The following is a 19,594-nucleotide window of genomic DNA, read 5'->3' on the forward strand; positions in this document are numbered from 1 at the left end:
TCGGCGATGTTCGACTGTCCGTCATCGACTATCGCACGTCAGCGACGGCGGTGCCGGTGACCAGTAGTCGAGCATCTCGGCGAACGTCTCGCACGCCGCGCCGGAGACGCCGTACGGCGCCTCGAGGTGCACGCCCAGCGGGAACCCCAGATCGTGGACCCCGTCGATCACGCGTCGGTAGAGATCCAGCAGCGCGTGTCGGCGCTGTTCCAGTGAACCGGCCGCAGTGTGGGCGACGAATTCCTGTTCCTGCCGGACCAGTTCGTTGCCCGTGTCGTGGATGAGCCAATCGATCAGCCGCACCTGCCGCTCCATGCCGGGCACGTATCCGAACGACAGCAGGATCTCCGGGCGGTGTGCGCTGCGCGCGGCGAACGTCTGCAGGAAGTCCACGATCCGGTCGGAGTACAGCAACTGGGTCAGCGCGAAGGTCGCGCCGCACTCGCATTTCTCGTCGAAGCGGCCGACTTCGCCTCGGCGCGTGGGGATCATCACTACGCCGCGGTGGGGGATCAGGTCGCGGAAGCGCATGAGCGCGTCCTGGGGCGTGATCCCCGGCGCGGCGGCGACCGGCATGCCGTGCGGCTTGCCGACGAAGGTGATGCCGTCCATGCCGGCGTCGCGCAACCGCCGCACGCGGTCGGTGAGTCGGCGTTCGTCCTGGAACACCGTGACCTGCGTGCACAGGCCCACGACCGGGCCGAGCGCCGGACGGACCGCCGCCCAGAAGTCCAGCACGTCCATCCGCGGCGTCAGCGCGACGGGCCGATCCGCGTCCTCGGCGACGATGCCGGGCAGCATCACGTGGCTCACGCGGCCGGTGAGCCCGTGGCGCCGACAGTGTTCGGCGGCCGCGCCGGTCTCCTGCACGGCCCGGTCCGTGCCGCCGTCGAGTTCCGGTGGCACCAATTCCAGTGCCACCGTGTTCATTGCGCGCGTTCGGCCGTGGCCAGCCAGGCCGGGGCGAGGAGACGGTCCTGGGCGTCGTAGCCGAGTCTGTCGGCGACGGCGGCCAGCGGCGCGTCGGCCTGCCCGGCCATGTCGCCGCGGGTCATCGCGGTGGTGTACGTGGTGCGTTCGAGCCGTCTGATCGCCCATCCCGCACCCGCGAGCGTGTCGCGGAGGTTGCCTTCGCTGATCCGGAAGGGGCCGGGGAACTCGTCCGGAACCAGGTCCGAGAAACACAGGAGATGCAGTCGCGCGCCCGGTCGGCAGGCGCGGTGCAGCGCCGCGACGTAGCGGTGGCGCGTGTCCTCGTCGAAGCAGTGGTACAGCGCGCTGTCGATCGCGGTGGTGAATCGGTCGGTGTAGCCGGTCAGGGTGAGGGCATCGGCGACGTCGAAGTGGACGGCCTTCTCGAGCCCGCGCAGTCGGGCGCGTTCGCGGGCGATGTCGATCGCGGCGGGCGCGGCGTCGAGCCCGCAGACCCGGTATCCGCGGTCTGCGAGGAATATCGTGTTTTCGCCCGGCCCRCAACCGATGTCGAGAACCTCGCTCGCGATCTGACCGTCGGCCTCGAGGTTGCGGATCACCGGCTGGGCCTCGCCGATGTCCCACGGCACCTTGTCGAGCTGGAACCCGGGGTGTTGTGCGGTCTCGGTGGGCTGCGGGTTCTGGTTGAGGGCGTCGAAGTCGCCGCGATACAGCGCATCGAAGTCGGCGGGACCCGGTGGGGTGGGTGGTTGGGGCGCATTCGCGTTCACTTGCTGTTCCTTCCCGACGAGGCGGATGTCGAATCCTGGGTGGAGGCCGGGGTGCGGGCTCGCACGGTGAGCATGTTGCACCGCTGCCGGGTGTAGATCCGTTCACAGCCGAGCTGCTCGAGCAGGATGGCCGGGCCATCCGGGGCGAACATGCGTGCGCCGCCGAAACGTTCGGCCAGGTCCGTCAGCGGGCGGGCGACCACCGCGGCGGGTCCGTCGGGTCGGCACGGGACCATCACCAGCAGCCATCCGCCCGGTTTCACGATCCGGATCATCTCGGTCAGGGCGTCGACCGGTTCGGGCACGAGCATGATCACCAATGTGGCGCAGGCCGCGTCGGCGCAGTCGTCGCGCAACGGGAGGTGTGTCGCGTTTCCGCGGAGAAGTCCGATGTTCGGACGGGGCCGCTGACCCGCTCGCGCCAACATCGGCGCCGACAGGTCCACCCCGACCGCCAGCCCGTGCGGGCCGACCGCGTCGGCCAAGGCGGTGGTGACGTTGCCGGGCCCACAACCGACGTCGACGACCGTCTGCCCCGGTCGCAACCGGAGTTGGGCGGCGACGGTCGAGAATCCGGGGGCCATCACGGCGGCGGTCACCCGTTGCATCCGTTGGTACATCGCCGCGCCGAGCGACGTCTGCCACGCGGCCTGCGCGCGCCCCGGTGGGGGAACGGTCTCACCGGGCAATGTGTCGAAATACCCGTCCGCCGTCGGCACCCACGTCACACCCGGCCGCAGCAGCTTTTCCAGCCGCTGCGGGGTCGCGAGGGTCGAGATCTGTTCCGGCTCCGTCGATCGATCCACGTGGATCATCTCCCTGGATTGCACCTGCCGAGGCCCGCCGCTGCCTCGGTCACACGGGCGACAGGTCCACTCCCGATGGTACCGAGAACCCGGCGACTGTCGGGGTGGCCGACGGCGACGCCCCCGCCGACAGGTGTCGGCGGGGGCGTCGAATTCGAATGGGTGAGGCGCTACTTCTTCGCCGCGGGCGCGGGCAGCTCGAGTCCCCGCTCGGTGAGGACGGTGCGCAGGCGGTCGGGGTAGTCGGTGATGATGCCGTCGACGTCGAGGTCCATCAGGGCATGCATGGTCTCGGGGTCGTCGACGGTCCACGGGATGACCTTGATGTCACGTGCGTGGGCCGAGTCGACCATCTCCTTCGTCACGTACAGCGTGAAGTTCGGGTCGGACACCTTGCCGTTCTGCGGGGTGCCCTGCACCGGCGAGTACGCCGACGCGCCGAACGTGGAGATCGCCGCGATGGCGTCGCCGCCGAAGTCGTCGATGTCGAGCCCGCCCAGCCACGGCGAGGCGCCGTCCTTGCCGATCTGCAGGAAGTCGCCGTTGGTGAGCGCGACGAGCGGGACGGACGGCGCGAGCTGACGGGTGAGCATGAGCGATCCCCAGTCGAAGCTCTGGATCGTGACGCGGTCGAGCATCCCGGCGTCGCGGATGGTGTTCAGCACGGTGCCGACGAACAGCTCACGGGGCGCGGTCTCCGACGGCGCGCCGGCCTCCACCTTGGTCTCGATGTTCATCTTGACGTCGGGGGCGTTGTACGACTTCACCAGATCGAGCACCTCGGTGAGGGTCTGCATCTTCGCGCCCGGGACCGTCTGCTGACCGGGGTGGTCGGCGAGCCGCAGCGAGCCGCAGTCCATGGTCTTGATCTGCTCGAGCGTCAGGTCCTTGATGTACTTGCCGACGTAGGGGAACTCCGGATCGCCCGGGGTTGCCGGGGCGGTGTCCTGACACTTCTTGTGCGAGATCTTGCGGTCGTGGGTGACGACGGCGATGCCGTCCTCGGTGACCTGCGTGTCCAGTTCCATTGTGCTGACACCCATTTCGAGCGCGTTGGAGAAGGCGGCGAGGCTGCTCTCGGTGTACAGGCCGAGGCCGCCGCGGTGCGCCTGGACGTCGAAGGTGGGCTCGGCCGGGGCGCTGCTGCCCGCCGATCCGAACCAGTCGAGGCTGCCGGTGGCGGACGCGGTGGCCGGGGCGAGGGCCGCGAGTGGCAGCGCGGCGAAGGAGGTGACCGCAAGTGCGGAGATGGCCCGACGAAGATTCATGCCGCGAAAGCTATGCGGAGGCCGTGGCCGCCCGATGGTCGTCAGGTGAACGACGAGTATTGATTCGGTCTATTTCCGGAATCGGAGGCATGATGTCCGCCATGTTCAGTGACACCGAAAATGGCGATCTCGCAATAGAAGCCGGTGACATTCGCGTCGGGATCTCGCCACGGCGCGGCGGCGCGATCACCGGCCTCGTCATCGACGAGGCCGAACTGCTCGCGCAGGGCGACGGGTACGGGTGCTTCCCCATGGCGCCGTGGTGCGGGCGAATCGACAACGGCCAGTTGTCCGTCGGCTCGGTGACGCATCACTTCCCGCTCAATGCGGGCCCCCACGCCATCCACGGCACGGTACGGGACGGCGAATGGGACGTCGTCGACGCATCCGCCACACACGTGACGTTGCGGCAAGCGCTGGCCCCGCCGTGGCCGTTCGCGGGTCGGGTGACCCAGAGATTCCGCCTGACCGAGGACTTCCTCGACCTCTCCATGGAGGTGACCGCGGAATCGGATCCCTTTCCCGCACAGGTCGGGTGGCACCCGTGGTTCACACGCCACCTGCGCCGCGACACCGAGCCTGTTCGGATCGATTTCGCGCCCGACTGGCAAGAACTACGCGGCCCCGACTACCTTCCGTCGGGCGCGCGGATCGCCCCCAGGCCGGGACCGTGGGACGACTGCTTCGGGATGGTCGACGGCGTGCATGTGGTGCTGACGTGGCCGAGTCTGCTCCGGTTGGAACTCGGTAGTCCCGAGCAGTGGGTGGTGGTCTACGACATGGAAGATGACGCCGTCTGCGTCGAGCCGCAATCGGGACCACCCAACGGGGTCAACACGATGCCGCAACTCGTGACGCCGGAATCTCCCCTCGTTGCCGACTGCCGATGGACGTGGACGCGGCTCTGAGCCGCCGTGGAGTGCGGACAGGTGTGCCCCTATGCGTCCGGTCGGGTGTTGACCGCGATCAGGTCACGCATCCGTTGGAGCAGTGAGTCGCGCACCTCGGGTGGGGAGAGCACTTCGATGGTGGCCCCCAGGCCCAGGAGGTAGGTGACGAGCATATCGGTGTCGTTGCCGCCGATGACGACGATCGTGGAATCGGAGCCTCGAGCGGTATGCGTTCCGATCGTCGGTGGGACCACTGCCCGAGCACGCTCGATCGGTAGGGGGAGACGAATGGTCGCGTAGATCGGGTACACGACGCTGGAGATTCCTTCTGCCACAAATATTTCCGGATCCGGTGCGTCCAACGGCTCGGCCCGGCTGCCCGTGGTGCGGGTTTCGAGCACGCGATCCGCCCGGAAGCTGCGCCATGCCCCCTTCGACACGTCCTTGGCCACCAGGTACCAACGGCGGTTCCGTCGAACGAGGCGATATGCGTCCACCTCTCGAACGGAGTCCAACCCGCCGTGATTTCGGTAGGCCAGCACGAGCCGCTCGAATCGGCGGCATGCCGTCGCCAATCGCAGCAGGATGTCCGGATCGATCTGTGGCTCGCCGGCCTGTGCCGAATGCACGATCACGGTATCCATCGCACGCAGCCGGTCGGCCACACTCGCAGGCAGTACCCGGTGCAGTTTGAACAGCGCGGACAGCACGGCCTGATCACCGCCCAGCACGCCGGTGCCGGCCGCTTCGCGCAGCGCGACCGCCACCGCGAGCGCCTCGTCGTCATCGAGCACGAAGGGCGGAATCTGGCGACCGGATCCCAGTCGGTACCCGCCCCATGGTCCCGGATCCGATTCCAYGACGTAGCCGAGTTCCCGCAACCGCGCGACGTCACGACGGATGGTCCGCGCATCGACATTCATCCGATTCGCCAACTCGGCGGAAGTCCATTGCACACGAGTGGACAGCAGGGCCAGCAGGTCGAGCAGCCGGGCAGAGGTACCGATCACAACACCATCTTCCCGAACAACCAGGACAGTAACTGTCCTTATCGGCTTCTATGGTGGCGCTCATGACGCACAACGTGACATCGCCACCGCAAATCCGCTTCCTGTCAGTCGATTTCGACTGTCCGGACCCCGCAGAACTGTCTGYCTTCTACAGCTCGATGCTCGGGCTTCCGGTCCTGTACTCGAGTGACGACTTCGTCCTGCTGGGCCGTGGCGGCGAGCCCGGTCTCGGCTTCATTCGTGTCGCCGACTACCGCAGGCCCACGTGGCCGGACCCGGCAGAAGGAAAACAGGCACACATCGAACTAGGCGTCGACGATCTCGATGCGGCACAGGCGTACGTGCTGTCACTGGGGGCGGAGCTTCCCACGTTCCAGCCCGACATCGCCCACTGGAGGGTTCTGCTGGACCCGGCCGGGCACCCCTTCTGCCTCTCGCGCAACGGCTGAGCGGTCTAGGGGTCGGCCGCCGTCGTCGGATCGTCAGCCCGACATCCCCGTCCGCCATGTCGGGTACTTCGGTTCCCAGCCCAGGCCGCGTGCTTTCGCGTTCGACGCGCCCCGACCGTGGCCGGGCCCCAGGCCCGTCGGCTCCTGCGCTCCCACCCAGCGGCAGAACGTCGGCACCCAGGTGTCCGGTCCTGCGGGCTCGTCGTCGACGATGTTGACGATCCCGGTGGGCCAGTCGAGGGCCGCGACGGTGGGGGCGACGGTGTCGGCGATGTGCAGGAAGCTCTCGATGCCGTTGCCGGCGAAGACGCCGTCGCGTGCGGCGCGGCCGAAGTCGCCGTCGGGGGAGTACCACGTGCCGGGGCCGTACAGCTTGCCGTAGCGCAGGACCACGTGGTTCGGGATCTCGGCGGACTCGTGCTCCATGGCGACCACGCCCTCGACGGTCCGGGCGTTCGGCCCGGTGGCCTCCATGAGCGGGGCGGTCTCGTCGGCGAGACCTTCCCCGTCGGCGTACAGCCACGCGATGGACTGCGTGATCAGTCGCTCGACGCCGTACCGGCGCATCGCGTCGACGAGGGTGCGAGTGCCGACGATGCGTAGTTCCGCGTTGGCCTCGAGGTCGGCGCCGGACAGGTCGGTGAGCTGATGGATCACCGCGTCCGGGCGGGCCTCGGCGATCGCGTGTTCGACGGAGGCCGCGTCGAAGGCGTCCAACCGGACGACGGTGGCGCCCGCGTCGCGCAGTTCGGGACGCGAGTCCGGCTTGCGCGAGGTGCCAACCACCTCGTGGCCCTGCGCGATCAGTTCCCGGGTGAGTGGCAGTCCGACGACGCCCCCGGCACCGGCGATGAGGATCCTCATGGACACGAGCCTAGGAAACTCGCGCCGTCGCCGCCGGTTTCGCGGCCGATTCGAGACCCGCGGTCACGCGCCGGCCAGAGCCGCCTGCACCCGGTCCGCCGCTTCCGCCGGATCCTCGTGCTCCCAGATCCGCACCACGGTCCACCCCGCCGCGGCGAGTCGGGCGTCGGTGTCGCGGTCGCGAACGACGTTGGCCGCCAATTTGTCCGCCCACCACTGCGCGTTGTTCTTGGGCGCGGTGGCGTGCTGCGGGCAGCTGTGCCAGAAACAGCCGTCGACGTAGACCGCGACGCGGCGGCGCGGGAACACCAGATCGGCGCGCCGGCGTAACCCGGTCAGGGGAGCGCGGTCGACGAAGAACCGGGCCCCGCGGCGGTGCAGCTCGCGTCGCAGCGCGACCTCCGGGACGGTGTCGCGGCGGCGCTGCGCCCGCATCCGGGCGCTGGTCAGGGGATCGGTCGAGGGCATCGACACCATCCTCGCACCGGAATCAGGCGGCTGCTTCCGGGTAGCCACCCATCCGGTCGAGGTGGCTCTCGATGTCGTCGAGGAAGCCGGGCACGAAGCGCAGGCTGCCGGTGCGCGCCCGCTTGAGGAACCCGGCGGTGGCCCGGGCCGACAGCAGCTGCGAGTGCTCGAGGAACCCGCTGAGATCCTCGTACGGGTCCTGGACCGGCCAGTGCGATTCGTGGACCCGGAACGCCTGCCGGTTGCGGCCCCACGCGGCGCTGGGCCACGCGTCGCCCGGCTTCAACGGTGTCTCGTGGTCGGGGCTGTAGGGGATGCGTTCGGTGAGGCGGCCGCCCGCCCACGCGGCCATCCGGACGCTCACGGCGTTGCCGACCAGCCGCCAGCGGTGCCCGTTGCGAACCCCCTTGGCCTCGACGGCCGGTGCGGTCCAGTCCGGGTCGAAGCCCTGCAGGCGTTCGGCGTCGATCAGGCCGGGGGTGACGATCTCGCCGGACGGCAACCGCACCGCGGGCGGTGACGCGATCCCGACGGTGGAGCCGCCCTTGAGGGTGGGCACCGCGTTGACCGCCCAGCCGAGACCGCGGATGCCCTCGGTCCAGTAGAAGCCGCACGGATGCAGCGACGGATCGCCCTCGTCGGGGGCGCCGGCGTCCTGGCCGAACAGCACCTCGCGGGGATCGTCGGTGCGCGACGCGAGCATCAGCACGCGCTGGCGACGCTGCGGCAGGCCGAACGCGCGGGCGTCGACCACCCGGTACGCCCACGTGTAGCCGAGATCCTCGAGCGCGTCGGTGATGTGCCGCATCGCCGCGCCGCGGCTCAGCTGCAGCATGAACGGGACGTTCTCGATGAGCAGCCAGCGCGGGCCCTTCTTGCGCTTGACCAGGCGGAACACCTCGTCGACCAGCCCGGAACGGGATCCGGTGATGCCGGCGGTGCGGCCGGCCTGGGAGAGGTCCTGACACGGGAACCCGGCCGCGACCAGCTCGGTACGCTGCGGCAGCGAGCGCAGCCGGGTGACGTCACCGTGTAGTTCGACGCCTGCGAATCGGGTGCGCAGCACCTGCTGGGCGCCGGCGTCGATCTCGCACAGCAGTTCGGTTTCCCAGCCGTGGCTGCGGAGGCCCAACTCCACCCCGCCGATGCCGGCGAACAGCCCCACCATGTTCCCGGTCGACGTCACGGCACCCTTCCTCACGCACAAATACTGGGTGAACGTTACTCGAGAACTCCGACGACTTCGCGCACAGCGCCCGCCCGCCCGGGTCGGCGTCCCCTCGGGGTGGGTGGAAACAAGTTATCTGACTAAAGTCAGGTAAATGAGCGACCTATCGAAGGACACCGCGGCGCTGCGTTCGTTCAACATGGGCATCACCGAGCAGTTGGGCGTGCTGCACGATCGCTACCTGGATCTGCCGCGCCCGTACTCGCAGGCCAGGATCCTGTGGGAGGTCGGCCACGACACTGTCCGCGTGCGCGATCTGCGGGCGCGATTCGACCTCGATTCCGGCTACGCGAGTCGTCTGCTCGGGGCCCTCGCCGACGCCGGGGTCCTGCGGATCGAGCCCGATCCGGACGACGGGCGCGGGCGTGTGGTCACGCTCACCACGGCCGGTCGCGCCGAGTGCGACGCGCTGGAGAAGGCGTCGCAGGATCGGGCGGAGCGGATCCTGGGCGCACTGCCGGACCGTCAACGCGGCGAACTGCTCGCCGCGATGGGCACGGTCACGCGCCTGCTCGATGCCGCCGCCGTCGGCATCGCCGTGGCCGATCCGGACTCGGAGGCGGTCCGCTTGTGTTTCGGCCGCTACTTCGCGGAAGTCGACGAGCGCCTCGACGTCGGCTTCGATCCGTCGGCGAGCACGCCCGCCGACGGCGACGACCTGCGGCCGCCCAACGGGACCGTCCTGATCGCGGATCTGCGCGGCACCGCGGTCGGCTGCGGCGCCGTCAAGCTTCACGACGGGGTCGCGGAGATCAAACGCATGTGGGTGTCCCCGGACGCGCGCGGTCTCGGGATCGCCCGTCGTCTGCTCGACGCTCTCGAGGCCTACGCCGCCGACCACGGCGCACGGCTGGTCCGGCTCGACACCAACGCCGCGCTCAATGAGGCCGTCGCGCTGTACGAGCGGTCGGGCTATCGGCGCATCCCGGCGTACAACGACAACGCCTACGCCACCCACTGGTTCGAGAAGGACCTCATGTCCAGGTTCGAGAAGGGCCTCATGTCCAGGTTCGAGAAGGACCTCGCGTCCGCGGCGGACTGATCGCCCACCGCGGACGCGCGGGCCGCGGTCACGACTCCGACGCCGCGGTGGCCCCCGACTTCTCCGACTTGTCCGTGTCGTCGGGTTCCAGCTCGCCCGACAGCAGCAGTCCGGCGAGCCGGTTGTCGAGCTCCTTCTGGATGGTGCGGCGCAGCGGCCGCGCCCCGAACTCCGGCTGGTAGCCCTTCTCGGCGAGCCAGTCGACGGCGTCCTCGGTGATGTCGAGCTCCACCTTCTGGGCGTGCAGCTGGCGGCGGGTGCTGTCGAGGATCAGCTCGATGATCTGCCGCAGCTCGGTCTGGTCGAGCCGGTGGAACACGATGGTCTCGTCGATCCGGTTGAGGAACTCGGGCCGGAAGTGCGAGCGCAGCCGCTCCATCAGCGTCGGCACCAGATCGTCGATGTCCTCGCTCTTGGCGCCGAGGATCAGGTCGGAGCCGATGTTGCTGGTGAGAATGACGATGGTGTTCTTGAAGTCGACGGTGCGGCCCTGCGCGTCGGTGACGCGGCCGTCGTCGAGCAGCTGCAGCAGCACGTTGAACACGTCCGGGTGCGCCTTCTCGACCTCGTCGAACAGCACCACCGAGTACGGCTGCCGCCGCACCTTGTCGGTGAGCTGCCCGGCCTCCTCGTAGCCGACGTAACCGGGTGGGGCGCCGACGAGTCGGGAGACGGTGTGCTTCTCCTGGAACTCGCTCATGTCGAACCGGATCATCCGGTCCTCGTCGCCGAACACCGCCTCCGCCAACGCCTTCGCCGTCTCGGTCTTGCCGACGCCGGTGGGGCCGAGGAACATGAACGACCCGATCGGGCGGTTCGGATCCGACAGCCCGGCGCGGGAGCGGCGCACCGCCTCGGCCACCGCGGTGACCGCCTCGGCCTGCCCGATCACCCGCTCGTGCAGGACATCCTCGAGCTTCATCAGCCGCTCGCGTTCCTCGGCCGTGAGGTCCGCGACCGGAATGCCGGTCTGCCGCGAGACGACGTGCGCGATGTCGAGGACCGTGACGTCCGGCGTGCTCTCCTCCGCCGTCTCGCCCAGCCGCTCCTCGGCCTCGGTGATCTGCGCCTTGAGCGCGTTGGCCCGCTCGTAGTCCTCCTGGCCGACCGCGGAATCCTTCTCCCGCTTGAGTCGCGACAGCTCCTCTTCCGCGGCGCGGGTGTCGAAATCGGGTGTGCGGGTGCGCAGCCGGACGCGGGCACCCGCCTGGTCCACGAGGTCGATCGCCTTGTCCGGCATGAACCGGTCGGTGATGTACCGGTCGGAGAGTTCGGCCGCCGCGACGAGGGCCTCGTCGGTGTAGTGCACCTGGTGGTGCGCCTCGTAGCTGTCGACCAGGCCGCGCAGGATCTCGATGGTGTCGTCCACGGACGGTTCCGCGACCAGCACCGGCTGGAAGCGGCGCTCGAGCGCGGCGTCCTTCTCGATGTGCTTGCGGTACTCGTCGATCGTGGTCGCACCGATCGCGTGGAGCTCGCCGCGCGCCAACGCCGGCTTGAGGAGGTTGCCGGCATCCATCGCGCCCTCGCCGCCGGCCCCGGCGCCGACGATCGTGTGCAGCTCGTCGATGAACAGGACCAGCTCGTCCGAGTGCGCCTTGACCTCGTCGAGGATCTTCGTCAGCCGCTCCTCGAACTCGCCGCGGTACTTCGTGCCCGCGACCAGCGAGCCGACGTCGAGCGCGACGACGCGCCGGTCCGTGAGCGTCGACGGCACGTCGCCGTTGACGATCCGCTGCGCCAGTCCCTCGACGATCGCGGTCTTGCCGACGCCCGGATCACCGATCAGCACCGGATTGTTCTTGCGCCGCCGGGACAGGATCTCGATGGTCTGCTCGACCTCGTTGGCGCGGCCCACCACCGGGTCGATGTTGCCGGCCCGGGCCTCGGCGGTGAGGTCGCGGCCGTACTCGTCGAGCGTCGGTGTCGAACTCGGCGGCGCCGACGCCTTCTCGCCCTCGATGGTGGCGCCCAGCAGCGCCTTGCCGGCGGGGCTCTCCGAGTTCGCGGCGATGCCGATCAGGATGTGCTCGGGGCCGATGTAGCTGCTGCCGGCCTCGCTGGCCTGCTGTTGCGCGGTCCGCAGTGCGAGCTTCGCGGCCGGACTGAGGCTCGGCGCGCCGGGTGTCGTCTTGGGGGTGCCGTGCTTGTCCAGATGGGCCGCCATCTTGGCGGCCAACTCGTCCGGATCCAGGTTGATGCTGCTGAGCACGCCGCGGGTCGGATCATTCTGCGCCGCCGCGTACAGCAGGTGTTCGGGGGTGATCTCGGTGTTGCCCCATTCGCTCGCCGCATCCCGCGCGACGGCGATCAGTCGCCGAGCGTCGTCATTGAGCAGCCGACCCAGATCGACGCGTTGGACCGGGGGCTGAGACGACAACCCCGATCCGAAGAACCTCGCGAAAATGTCGTCGAAGGGGCTGTCCATGCGTCCCCAGCCTTCGGTCATGTCCTATCCTCCAAATCTCTGATTACAGCTATCTGGTTCGGACTCGTCCTTACTTCCCGGTGGACCACCCTCAACCTTGCGACCACCGCGGGTGAAAGTAAAGAGTCCTCCGCCCCCCAGTTCGCGGCACGTGCCGCCGACACCTGCCGAAAGGGTTTGTGCCGCATGGTGACCGCGCCTGTTCCCACCCAACACCCGTCCAGTACCCGCAACCCGAGGCTGCTGCGTGACGCGCAGGCCGGCGCGCTGGTCGAGGCGTTCGTCGTCATCGGAATCCTGACGATCCTGGTGACCCGCGCGTACCTGTACGCGACCGGATTCCCTCAGATCGGTGGCGCGACGCTGCACATCGCGCACGCGCTGTGGGGCGGACTCGGGATGGTGGTCGCGCTGGTGGTCGTCTTCTCGTTCCTGGGCGCCCTGCCGCGGATGGTCGCGGTGGTGGCCGGCGGTATCGGCTTCGGTCTGTTCCTGGACGAGGTCGGCAAATTCGTTACGCAGACAAACGATTACTTCTTCCAGCCCGCGGTCGCGATCATGTACGTGGTCGTCGTGGCGCTGCTGCTGGTCAACCGGTGGATTCACGACGCCCGGCAGCAGACCACCGCCGAAGACCTCGTCAACGCCGCCAGCACCGCCGCGGACGGGCTGGTCCGCGGCCTCACGCCGCACCGCCAGGCCCAGGCTCGCCGGCAGTTGCGCCGGGCCGCGGCGTCCGGTGTCGACCCCGCGGCGATCGCGAGCGTCGAGGACCTGCTGTCCCGGTGTGCGCCGCGCCGGACCGGACGCCTCGACACCGTCGCCACGTGGCTCGGCGAGCGCCTGTCGCGGGTGTTCGACGGCACCCGCGCGCTGTGGATCGCCGCGGTCGCGCTCGCCCTGTTCTCCACCGCCGGACTGGTCAACGCCGTCGTCACGCTCTCCGAGGACCTCGAGGGCGGCACCGGTACCGACATCACCACGATCGGCCAGATGTGCGGCTCGACCGTCGCGTTCGTGCTGTGTTGGGTCGCGATCGCCCGACTGCGGGGCGGTCGTATCTGGCCGGTCCGGATGCTGCGGGTCGCGGCGCTGGTGACGATCCTGCTGACGGAGGTCTTCAACTTCGTCGCCGAGGAGTTCGGGGCGCTCATCAACGTCGCGGTCGGGTTGAGTGCCCTCGTGGTCTTCTCGCGGCGCATCGCCGTGCTCGAGCGCGCCGAGGGGCGCGGCGAATTGTCCGAATGACGACCCGCGCGAACCAATCCCACCCACGGTCCACGCCTGGACGGCGTTCGTCGCCTACCGTAGACACCGTGAGCAACCCCGTCCCCGGTGCATCCCGGTCGTCCGCGAGCGCCCCGTCGCCTTGGCCTGCCGTTCTGACGTGGCGCGCCCACGCCGCGCCGCGGATGGAATCGGTGCGGGTGCAGTTGAGCGGAAGTCGGATCAAGGCCACCGGCCGCATCATCGGCGGCGAGTGCGCCGAGCATCCCGCGTTCAGCGCGTCCTACGACCTCGTCACCGACGAGAACGGCGTCACCCGGCGGCTGTCGCTGCGCACCGCGCTCGCGACGGGGGAGCGGCAGATGTCGATCAGCCGCGACGAGGAGGGCGTCTGGATGGTCGAGACCGGCACCACCCACCTGCGCTCCGGCTTCGCCGGCGCGAAGGACGTCGACGTCGTGCTCAGTCCGTTCTTCAACACCCTGCCGATCCGACGGTTCGGCCTGCAGCACGAGTCCGAGGACCTCCAGGTCCCCGTCGTCTACGTCAACCTGCCCGACCTCGCCGTGCAGGAGGCGTCCCTCACCTACAGCAGCGGCGCCGACGGCATCCACGTCCTCTCGCCGGTGTCGAGCTCGTCGATCACCGTCGACGAGGACGGCTTCGTCCTCGACTACCCGGGCCTGGCCGAGCGGATCTGAGCGGCCGGCCACCGGGAAACGGTCGACAGGCCGCCCCTGCGAAAGTGATTGCTGCCGTGTTCGATCCGCCGACTCTCGGAGATCTCCACGTCCGCCCGCGACTACCGGATACCCCTACCCCGTAGCTGTCACGTTACTGTCGACGGCATGGCTTGCAACCGGTTCGCGAAGACAGTCACGGCCCTCGTCTGCGCTCTGGCGGGGGTAGCGCTCCTCGCCGGATGTGCCACCACCGAACGCAACGAACCGTCCACGACCGCGGCCGAAGAACTGCTCGCGGAACACGACCTCGACGGACTCGACGCCCGCGAGGTGATCGCTCGACTCGACACCATGCCGGTCGCCGATCGCCCCGCCGATCTGCTCGCCTCGGTCAAGCCCCGCACGGTCGAACTCTCCGACGGCAGCGGTGCCACGGCGTCCCTGGCGCTACCCGACGAGCAGTTCTACGTCTCGATCGCGCCCTACGCCGACCGGACTCACGAGTGCTTCTTCCACAGCCTCACCACCTGTCTCGGCGAGATGCCGAACGAGGACATCCGGGTCGAGGTCACCGACCGCGCAAGCGGCGCCGTGCTCGTCGACGAGACGGTCCGCACCAACGACAACGGGTTCCTGGGGCTCTGGCTGCCGCGAGCCGTCGACGCGACCATCACACTCGAAACCGGCGGCCGCACGACCACCTCGGCGATCTCCACGCACGACGACGACCCGACCTGCGTGACGACGCTGCAGCTCACCTGAGCCGCTGGCGCGGGGTCAGCTGCTCACCGCCAGTGCGCAGGCGAGGGCCGCGGATTCGGCCGGATGCGAGCCGTGCCCGCCCGCGGTGGTGGGCAGGCCGATCAGCTGGATGCCGACCGGCGCGCCGTCGTCGATCGTGACCGGCGCCGAGATCGCCGGGATGCCGAGCGCGTTGAACGGACTGCACATGCGCAGCAACGGGGTTCGGGCCAGGGCGGGATCGGTCGAGAGCGCCTGTTCCTGGGTGACGGCACGCAGGGGAGTGGTGGCGGTGATCAGGGCATCCAGGCCCAGGTCGCCGCGCAGCCGTGAGAGCGCCTGGCGGCGAAGCCGTTCCACGGTCCGCAGCGCGTGCAGGTACTCGACGGCGGGGCGATCCTTCTGCGCCGCCAGCAGCGCGGCCGTCGGCGACTGGTAGCGCTCGGGGGCGGATTCGAACCAGGCCCGGTGCGTCTCGTACGCCTCGGAGCCGGTGACGATCGGGTAGGCGTCCAGGAACTGCTGCGTCTCGGGCAGTTCCACGTCCACCACCTCGGCGCCCGCGTCCACCAGGGACCGGCACGCGGCCTCGACGGCCGCCGCGATGGCCGCGTCCGCGACGTCCCAGTTCTCCCCGCGCAGGCGCCCGACCCGCAGCCCCGCGACCGGGGTGCGGACGTGCGCGATACCGGGGATCGCGCCCCACGCGAGCGAGACGTCGAGGACGTCGGCGGCCAGCAGGCCCACGTGGTCGAACGTGGTCGACAGCGGGAACACACCGCCGGTCGGCAGCGCACCGAAGCTGGGCTTGAAGCCGACGACGCCGCACAGGGCGGCGGGAGTGCGTGCGCTGCAACCGGTGTCGGTGCCCAGCGCGAGCGGGACGACGCCCTTCGCGACCAGTGCCGCCGACCCGGACGACGACCCCCCGGTGATGAGCCCCGGATCGTGCGGGTGCGCCGCCGGGCCGGACGCGTTGACGGCACCCGTCGGACCGTAGGCGAACTCGTGCAGGTGCGTCTTGGCGACGACGATCGCGCCCGCCTCCCGCAGGCGCGTCACGATGCGGGCGTCGGACGCGGCGGGCGGGGCGTCGGCGAGGACGGCGCTGCCGCAGCGGGTCGGCATCCCGGCGACGTCGATGTTGTCCTTCACCGCGACCGTCACGCCGTGCAGCGGGCCGATCCAGTCGCCGGCGGCGATCGCGGCATCCGCGCGGGCGGCGGCGGCCAGGGCCGCCTCGTCGTCGCGCGCGGCCACCAGGTTCTCCCACGGCGTGCCCAGCAGGTCGTCGAGCGCGTCGAGCGTGGCCCGCACGTGCTCGGTGGCCGTCATCTCCTTCTTGGCGAGCAACTGGGCGACGTCTCGCAGCGTGGGCGTGCTCACGGCTGCAGCACCCCGCCGCGGCGTCCGGCGTCGCGCATCCGTTCGAGCCAGTTCGCGGAGCCGGGTTCGATGTCGGTGATGGTCCAGCGCTCCCGCTGCTCGTAACGCAGGCGGGCGTCGTGCCCGGACTCCACCAACTCGGCGAGCGTGCCCCGCGCGGCGAGTTCGGTGCGCGCCCGGTGCAGGACGTCGAGGGTCTCGTCCACGGCGGTGAGCAGCGCGTCGCGGTTGCCCTCGCACATCGCGCGCACCAGCCCGGGCGCGCTGCCGGCGACGCGGGTCCCGTCCCGAAACGATCCGGCCGCCAGGCCCAGCGCCAGGTCGCCGCCGGCCGCGCCGGACAGCGCGAGCGCCTCGGCCAGGACGTGCGGCAGGTGCGAGATGCGGGCGACGGCGGCGTCGTGCTCGACGGACTCCGCCGGCACCACCACCGAGCCGCAGTCCAGCGCCAGCCGCGCCACCTGCGACCAGATCTGCGGGTCGACGCCGTCGTCGGCGCTGACCACCCACACCGCGTCGCGGAACAGGTCCGCGTCCCCGGCGTCCCACCCGGACTGCGACGTCCCCGCCATCGGATGACCGCCGACGAACCGGTCCTGCAGGCCGTGCCGGGCGACCGCAGCGACCACCTCGGCCTTGACGCTGACGACGTCGGTGATCGGGCAGCCGGGCGCGTGCTCGGCGATCGCGACGAGGGTCCCGTCGACGGCCGGCATCGGCACCGCAACCACGATCAGCGCGCCGGACCGCTCGGCGCGGCGCAGCACCGCGACCAGATCGGTGTCGGCGTCGAAGCCGTCCGCCCGGGCGGCGTCCACCGCCCCGGCCGACCGGTTCCAGCCCCAGCCGTCACGGCCCGCCGCCACCGCCGCGCGGAGCAGGGATCCGCCGATCAGACCCAGACCGAGAACACAGACTTCAGGTGCGGAAACGTCGTCAGCCACCCGAACAGGTTGGCACATTTGCCGCTGGACTTCTTATAGCGGCACCGCGCGGGCTACCGTTGCGCGCATGGGTGCACAGCGCGCGAACAACAACAGCGCCTCCGCGGGTTCGATCGAGGACTTGGACGGCTTCGGTATGGCTGTCGTCCGCGAGGAAGGCCGCTGGAAGTGCACGCCGCTGACCGGCGGTGCACTGACGAGTTTGCGGACCGCCGAGAAGGAACTGCTCGAGCTGCGTAGCTCCGGCGCCGTGTTCGGTCTGCTCGACGTCGACGAGGAGTTCTTCGTCATCGTCCGTCCCGCCCCGACCGGCACCCGCCTGCTGATCTCCGACGCCACGGCCGCCATCGACTACGACATCGCCGCGGACGTCCTCGAGTCGCTCAACATCGAGATCCCCGACATCGACCCCGACGAGCTCGACGACGTCGAACCGTGGGAGGAGGGCGACCTCGGTGTGCTCGCCGACCTGGGTCTGCCGGACGCCGTGCTCGGGGTGATCCTCGCCGAGCACGATCTGTACCCGGACGAGCAGCTCGCGATGGTCGCGCAGCGCTGCGGCTTCGAGACGGAGCTGTCGGCGGAGCTCGACAAGCTCTCGTCACGCTGACCGCGGGCAGCCCGGCGTGAGCCTCCAGGACGACGAGCGGATGATCCGTGTCGCCCTCGACGCGGCCGCCGCCGCATCGGACGCGGACGTGCCGGTGGGCGCCGTGGTGTTCGACGCGGACGGTGTGGAACTGGCGCGGGCGGCGAACGCCCGCGAGGCCGCCGGTGACCCCACCGCGCACGCCGAGATCCTCGCGCTGCGCGCCGCGGCCAAGGTGCACGGCGACGGCTGGCGGCTCGAGGGCGCGACCCTCGCGGTGACGCTGGAGCCGTGCACGATGTGCGCCGGCGCGCTGGTCCTCGCCCGCGTCAAACGGGTGGTGTTCGGCGCGTGGGAACCCAAGACCGGCGCGGTCGGTTCGCTGTGGGACGTGGTCCGTGACCGTCGCCTCACCCACCGTCCGGAGGTGCGCGCCGGCGTCCTCGAGGACGAGTGCGCGGGCCTGCTCGAAAGTTTCTTTCAGGACCAGCGCTGACGGTTCTACCTGCAGCGATGTGGGTGATTGCCGCCCACATGGGCGGAGTTTCTCGGCAGAGTTCCGCAGATCGTGGTCTGGTGGAGGCAGGTGCTCGTGTGGCACCGGGACCGCAAGGTTCACGCAGATTCACGGAGGAGTGCTCATGGGAATCGCAGACAAGGCTCAGAACAAAGCGCAGGACCTCGGGGGCAAGGCCAAGGAGACCGCCGGCAAGGCGACCGGCGACGAGGACCTCAAGAACGAGGGCAAGGGCGACCAGGTCGAATCCGCCGTCAAGGACGCCGCGGAGAAGGTCAAGGACGCCGCCTCCACCGCCAAGGACAAACTGACTGGAAAGTGACGCTGACCTGCCGATTTCAGGCTGAGCGTCGGCTCCGGTACAGTTCTCGGCGGTGGCGTGTCCGAGCGGCCGAAGGTGCAGCACTCGAAATGCTGTGTGCGGTAACCCCGCACCGAGGGTTCAAATCCCTCCGCCACCGCCGAGAAAGTCCCTCACCCCTTCGGGGTGGGGGACTTTTCTGTTGTTCGCTGTGGTCGAAATCTGTCCGCCGAGAACGAAATCGGGGGACGCGGTCTCCATTGCCTACCTACCGTCGCGGTATGCCTCGCCCCGATCTTCAGCAGCTGACGCCTGCGCTGCATCGCCTCCGCATCCCCACCGGCCCAGCGCACCTGTTGAACTGCTACCTCTGGCTCGGCGCCGACGGTGTGACGCTCATCGACACGGGCTGGCCCGACAGCGCCGATCTGATCGCCGACGCGCTGTCGGTGCTCGGCCGGCAGCGCACCGACGTGACGCGGATCGTGCTCACGCATTTCCACGAAGACCACACCGGTTCGGCCGCCGAGATCGCGCGGTGGGCGGACGTCGAGGTCATCGCGGGTGCCGCTGACGCGCCGTTCGTGGCGGGGGCACAGCGCGGTCCTCTTCCCCGTCTGACGGATCGCGAGAAGACCATCCACGCCGAGTTCGACGAGCCGTCCCACGGACCTGCCTGCCGCGTGGACCGTGAGGTCCGCGACGGCGACGTCCTGGACTTCGCGGGCGGGACGCGAGTCATCGGCGTTCCCGGGCACACCCCCGGGAGCATCGCCCTCTACCTGCCTGACGCCGATGCCGTCCTCACGGGGGACGCGGTGGCCGAGTTCGACGGCGAGGTGATCCTCGGCGTCTTCGACGTCGACAGGGATGCTGCGAGCCGTTCTCTCGCGCGGATCGCGGCGACGCGAGCGCGGATCGCGGGATTAGGTCACGGCGAGGCCGTCCTCGAGGAGGCGTATGCGCGAATCGGCACCGCCACAGACCCGTTCGCGCCTTCCGCCGGAGCGCGCTGAGATCGGCTGCGACGCGGTGTGTCAGCATGGTGCG

21 protein-coding genes and 1 tRNA gene are annotated in these 19,594 nt (G+C 69.8%); 11 read left to right on the forward strand and 11 right to left on the reverse strand.

Features of this window, described 5'->3' with window-relative positions; all coding sequences use genetic code 11:
- Positions 1-21: 21 nt before the first annotated feature.
- From AB4Z09_RS23400 to AB4Z09_RS23415, 4 genes are all read right to left on the reverse strand, one after another.
- Complete coding sequence (locus AB4Z09_RS23400) at positions 22-930, reverse strand: mycobacterial-type methylenetetrahydrofolate reductase (RefSeq protein WP_442240783.1); 909 nt, start codon at positions 928-930, stop codon at positions 22-24.
- Positions 927-1,703, reverse strand: coding sequence for a class I SAM-dependent methyltransferase (locus AB4Z09_RS23405; protein WP_442240784.1), 777 nt, complete (start codon positions 1,701-1,703; stop codon positions 927-929). Before AB4Z09_RS23405 ends, AB4Z09_RS23400 begins: the two co-directional genes overlap by 4 nt.
- Positions 1,700-2,509, reverse strand: a complete 810-nt coding sequence (locus AB4Z09_RS23410; RefSeq protein WP_442240785.1) for a class I SAM-dependent methyltransferase — start codon at positions 2,507-2,509, stop codon at positions 1,700-1,702. The genes AB4Z09_RS23405 and AB4Z09_RS23410 overlap by 4 nt, the downstream gene beginning before the upstream one ends.
- Positions 2,510-2,679: 170 nt before the next feature.
- A complete protein-coding gene (locus tag AB4Z09_RS23415) occupies positions 2,680-3,777 on the reverse strand; it encodes a glycerophosphodiester phosphodiesterase family protein (RefSeq protein ID WP_442240786.1) in 1,098 nt (365 codons plus the stop codon).
- A 101-nt stretch (positions 3,778-3,878) separates the two neighbouring features.
- Between AB4Z09_RS23415 and AB4Z09_RS23420 the strand changes: the two genes are divergently transcribed.
- Positions 3,879-4,685 carry an aldose epimerase family protein gene (locus tag AB4Z09_RS23420; protein WP_442240787.1) on the forward strand — a complete coding sequence of 269 codons (807 nt, stop codon included), beginning with the start codon at positions 3,879-3,881 and terminating at the stop codon, positions 4,683-4,685.
- A gap of 29 nt (positions 4,686-4,714) precedes the next feature.
- On the opposite strand, the gene AB4Z09_RS23425 is transcribed toward AB4Z09_RS23420, so the two are convergent.
- Positions 4,715-5,677 carry a helix-turn-helix transcriptional regulator gene (locus tag AB4Z09_RS23425; RefSeq protein ID WP_442240788.1) on the reverse strand — a complete coding sequence of 321 codons (963 nt, stop codon included), beginning with the start codon at positions 5,675-5,677 and terminating at the stop codon, positions 4,715-4,717.
- 62 nt (positions 5,678-5,739) lie between these two features.
- Between AB4Z09_RS23425 and AB4Z09_RS23430 the strand changes: the two genes are divergently transcribed.
- Positions 5,740-6,126, forward strand: coding sequence for a VOC family protein (locus AB4Z09_RS23430; RefSeq protein ID WP_442240789.1), 387 nt, complete (start codon positions 5,740-5,742; stop codon positions 6,124-6,126).
- Between the two features lie 33 nt (positions 6,127-6,159).
- On the opposite strand, the gene AB4Z09_RS23435 is transcribed toward AB4Z09_RS23430, so the two are convergent.
- The 3 genes from AB4Z09_RS23435 to dcm all read right to left on the reverse strand — a co-directional run bounded on the left by AB4Z09_RS23435 (position 6,160) and on the right by dcm (position 8,644).
- Positions 6,160-6,990: an NAD-dependent epimerase/dehydratase family protein gene (locus tag AB4Z09_RS23435; RefSeq protein ID WP_114723811.1), complete on the reverse strand. Its 831-nt coding sequence runs from the start codon at positions 6,988-6,990 to the stop codon at positions 6,160-6,162.
- 63 nt (positions 6,991-7,053) lie between these two features.
- Complete coding sequence (locus AB4Z09_RS23440; RefSeq protein WP_114723873.1) at positions 7,054-7,458, reverse strand: very short patch repair endonuclease; 405 nt, start codon at positions 7,456-7,458, stop codon at positions 7,054-7,056.
- Between the two features lie 22 nt (positions 7,459-7,480).
- Positions 7,481-8,644: a DNA cytosine methyltransferase gene (gene dcm, locus AB4Z09_RS23445; protein ID WP_114723874.1), complete on the reverse strand. Its 1,164-nt coding sequence runs from the start codon at positions 8,642-8,644 to the stop codon at positions 7,481-7,483.
- Positions 8,645-8,780: 136 nt separating this feature from the next.
- Here dcm and AB4Z09_RS23450 point away from each other — a divergent pair, with 136 nt between their 5' ends.
- The gene (locus tag AB4Z09_RS23450; RefSeq protein ID WP_174907593.1) at positions 8,781-9,728 is read left to right on the forward strand and encodes a helix-turn-helix domain-containing GNAT family N-acetyltransferase; all 948 of its coding nucleotides are present in this window, start codon (positions 8,781-8,783) and stop codon (positions 9,726-9,728) included.
- A gap of 28 nt (positions 9,729-9,756) precedes the next feature.
- Here AB4Z09_RS23450 and AB4Z09_RS23455 read toward each other — a convergent pair whose 3' ends face one another.
- A complete protein-coding gene (locus AB4Z09_RS23455; RefSeq protein ID WP_442240790.1) occupies positions 9,757-12,177 on the reverse strand; it encodes an ATP-dependent Clp protease ATP-binding subunit in 2,421 nt (806 codons plus the stop codon).
- 165 nt (positions 12,178-12,342) lie between these two features.
- Here AB4Z09_RS23455 and AB4Z09_RS23460 point away from each other — a divergent pair, with 165 nt between their 5' ends.
- From AB4Z09_RS23460 to AB4Z09_RS23470, 3 genes are all read left to right on the forward strand, one after another.
- Positions 12,343-13,404, forward strand: coding sequence for a hypothetical protein (locus AB4Z09_RS23460; protein WP_442240791.1), 1,062 nt, complete (start codon positions 12,343-12,345; stop codon positions 13,402-13,404).
- A 68-nt stretch (positions 13,405-13,472) separates the two neighbouring features.
- Complete coding sequence (locus tag AB4Z09_RS23465) at positions 13,473-14,084, forward strand: putative glycolipid-binding domain-containing protein (RefSeq protein ID WP_174907597.1); 612 nt, start codon at positions 13,473-13,475, stop codon at positions 14,082-14,084.
- Between the two features lie 147 nt (positions 14,085-14,231).
- Positions 14,232-14,828, forward strand: coding sequence for a CueP family metal-binding protein (locus AB4Z09_RS23470; protein WP_114723816.1), 597 nt, complete (start codon positions 14,232-14,234; stop codon positions 14,826-14,828).
- A gap of 15 nt (positions 14,829-14,843) precedes the next feature.
- Here AB4Z09_RS23470 and AB4Z09_RS23475 read toward each other — a convergent pair whose 3' ends face one another.
- Positions 14,844-16,193, reverse strand: a complete 1,350-nt coding sequence (locus tag AB4Z09_RS23475; protein WP_442240792.1) for an amidase — start codon at positions 16,191-16,193, stop codon at positions 14,844-14,846.
- Positions 16,190-17,155, reverse strand: a complete 966-nt coding sequence (locus tag AB4Z09_RS23480; protein WP_442240793.1) for a prephenate dehydrogenase — start codon at positions 17,153-17,155, stop codon at positions 16,190-16,192. The genes AB4Z09_RS23475 and AB4Z09_RS23480 overlap by 4 nt, the downstream gene beginning before the upstream one ends.
- Before the next feature lie 49 nt (positions 17,156-17,204).
- On the opposite strand from AB4Z09_RS23480, the gene AB4Z09_RS23485 reads away from it, so the two are divergent.
- The 5 genes from AB4Z09_RS23485 to AB4Z09_RS23505 all read left to right on the forward strand — a co-directional run bounded on the left by AB4Z09_RS23485 (position 17,205) and on the right by AB4Z09_RS23505 (position 19,560).
- Entirely contained in the window at positions 17,205-17,747 is a 543-nt protein-coding gene (locus tag AB4Z09_RS23485; RefSeq protein ID WP_114723818.1) for a tRNA adenosine deaminase-associated protein, read from the forward strand.
- Positions 17,748-17,763: 16 nt separating this feature from the next.
- Entirely contained in the window at positions 17,764-18,222 is a 459-nt protein-coding gene (locus tag AB4Z09_RS23490; RefSeq protein WP_114723819.1) for a nucleoside deaminase, read from the forward strand.
- Positions 18,223-18,367: 145 nt separating this feature from the next.
- A complete protein-coding gene (locus AB4Z09_RS23495; protein WP_114723820.1) occupies positions 18,368-18,565 on the forward strand; it encodes a CsbD family protein in 198 nt (65 codons plus the stop codon).
- Between the two features lie 51 nt (positions 18,566-18,616).
- Positions 18,617-18,704 (forward strand) — tRNA-Ser (locus AB4Z09_RS23500).
- Between the two features lie 121 nt (positions 18,705-18,825).
- Positions 18,826-19,560 (forward strand): MBL fold metallo-hydrolase, encoded by a 735-nt coding sequence (locus AB4Z09_RS23505; protein ID WP_442240794.1) that lies wholly within the window; start codon positions 18,826-18,828, stop codon positions 19,558-19,560.
- The last annotated feature ends 34 nt before the right edge of the window (positions 19,561-19,594 follow it).

Source organism: Rhodococcus sp. TAF43 (genome assembly GCF_052113525.1).
In the GTDB taxonomy this organism is placed as follows: Bacteria; Actinomycetota; Actinomycetes; order Mycobacteriales; family Mycobacteriaceae; genus Prescottella.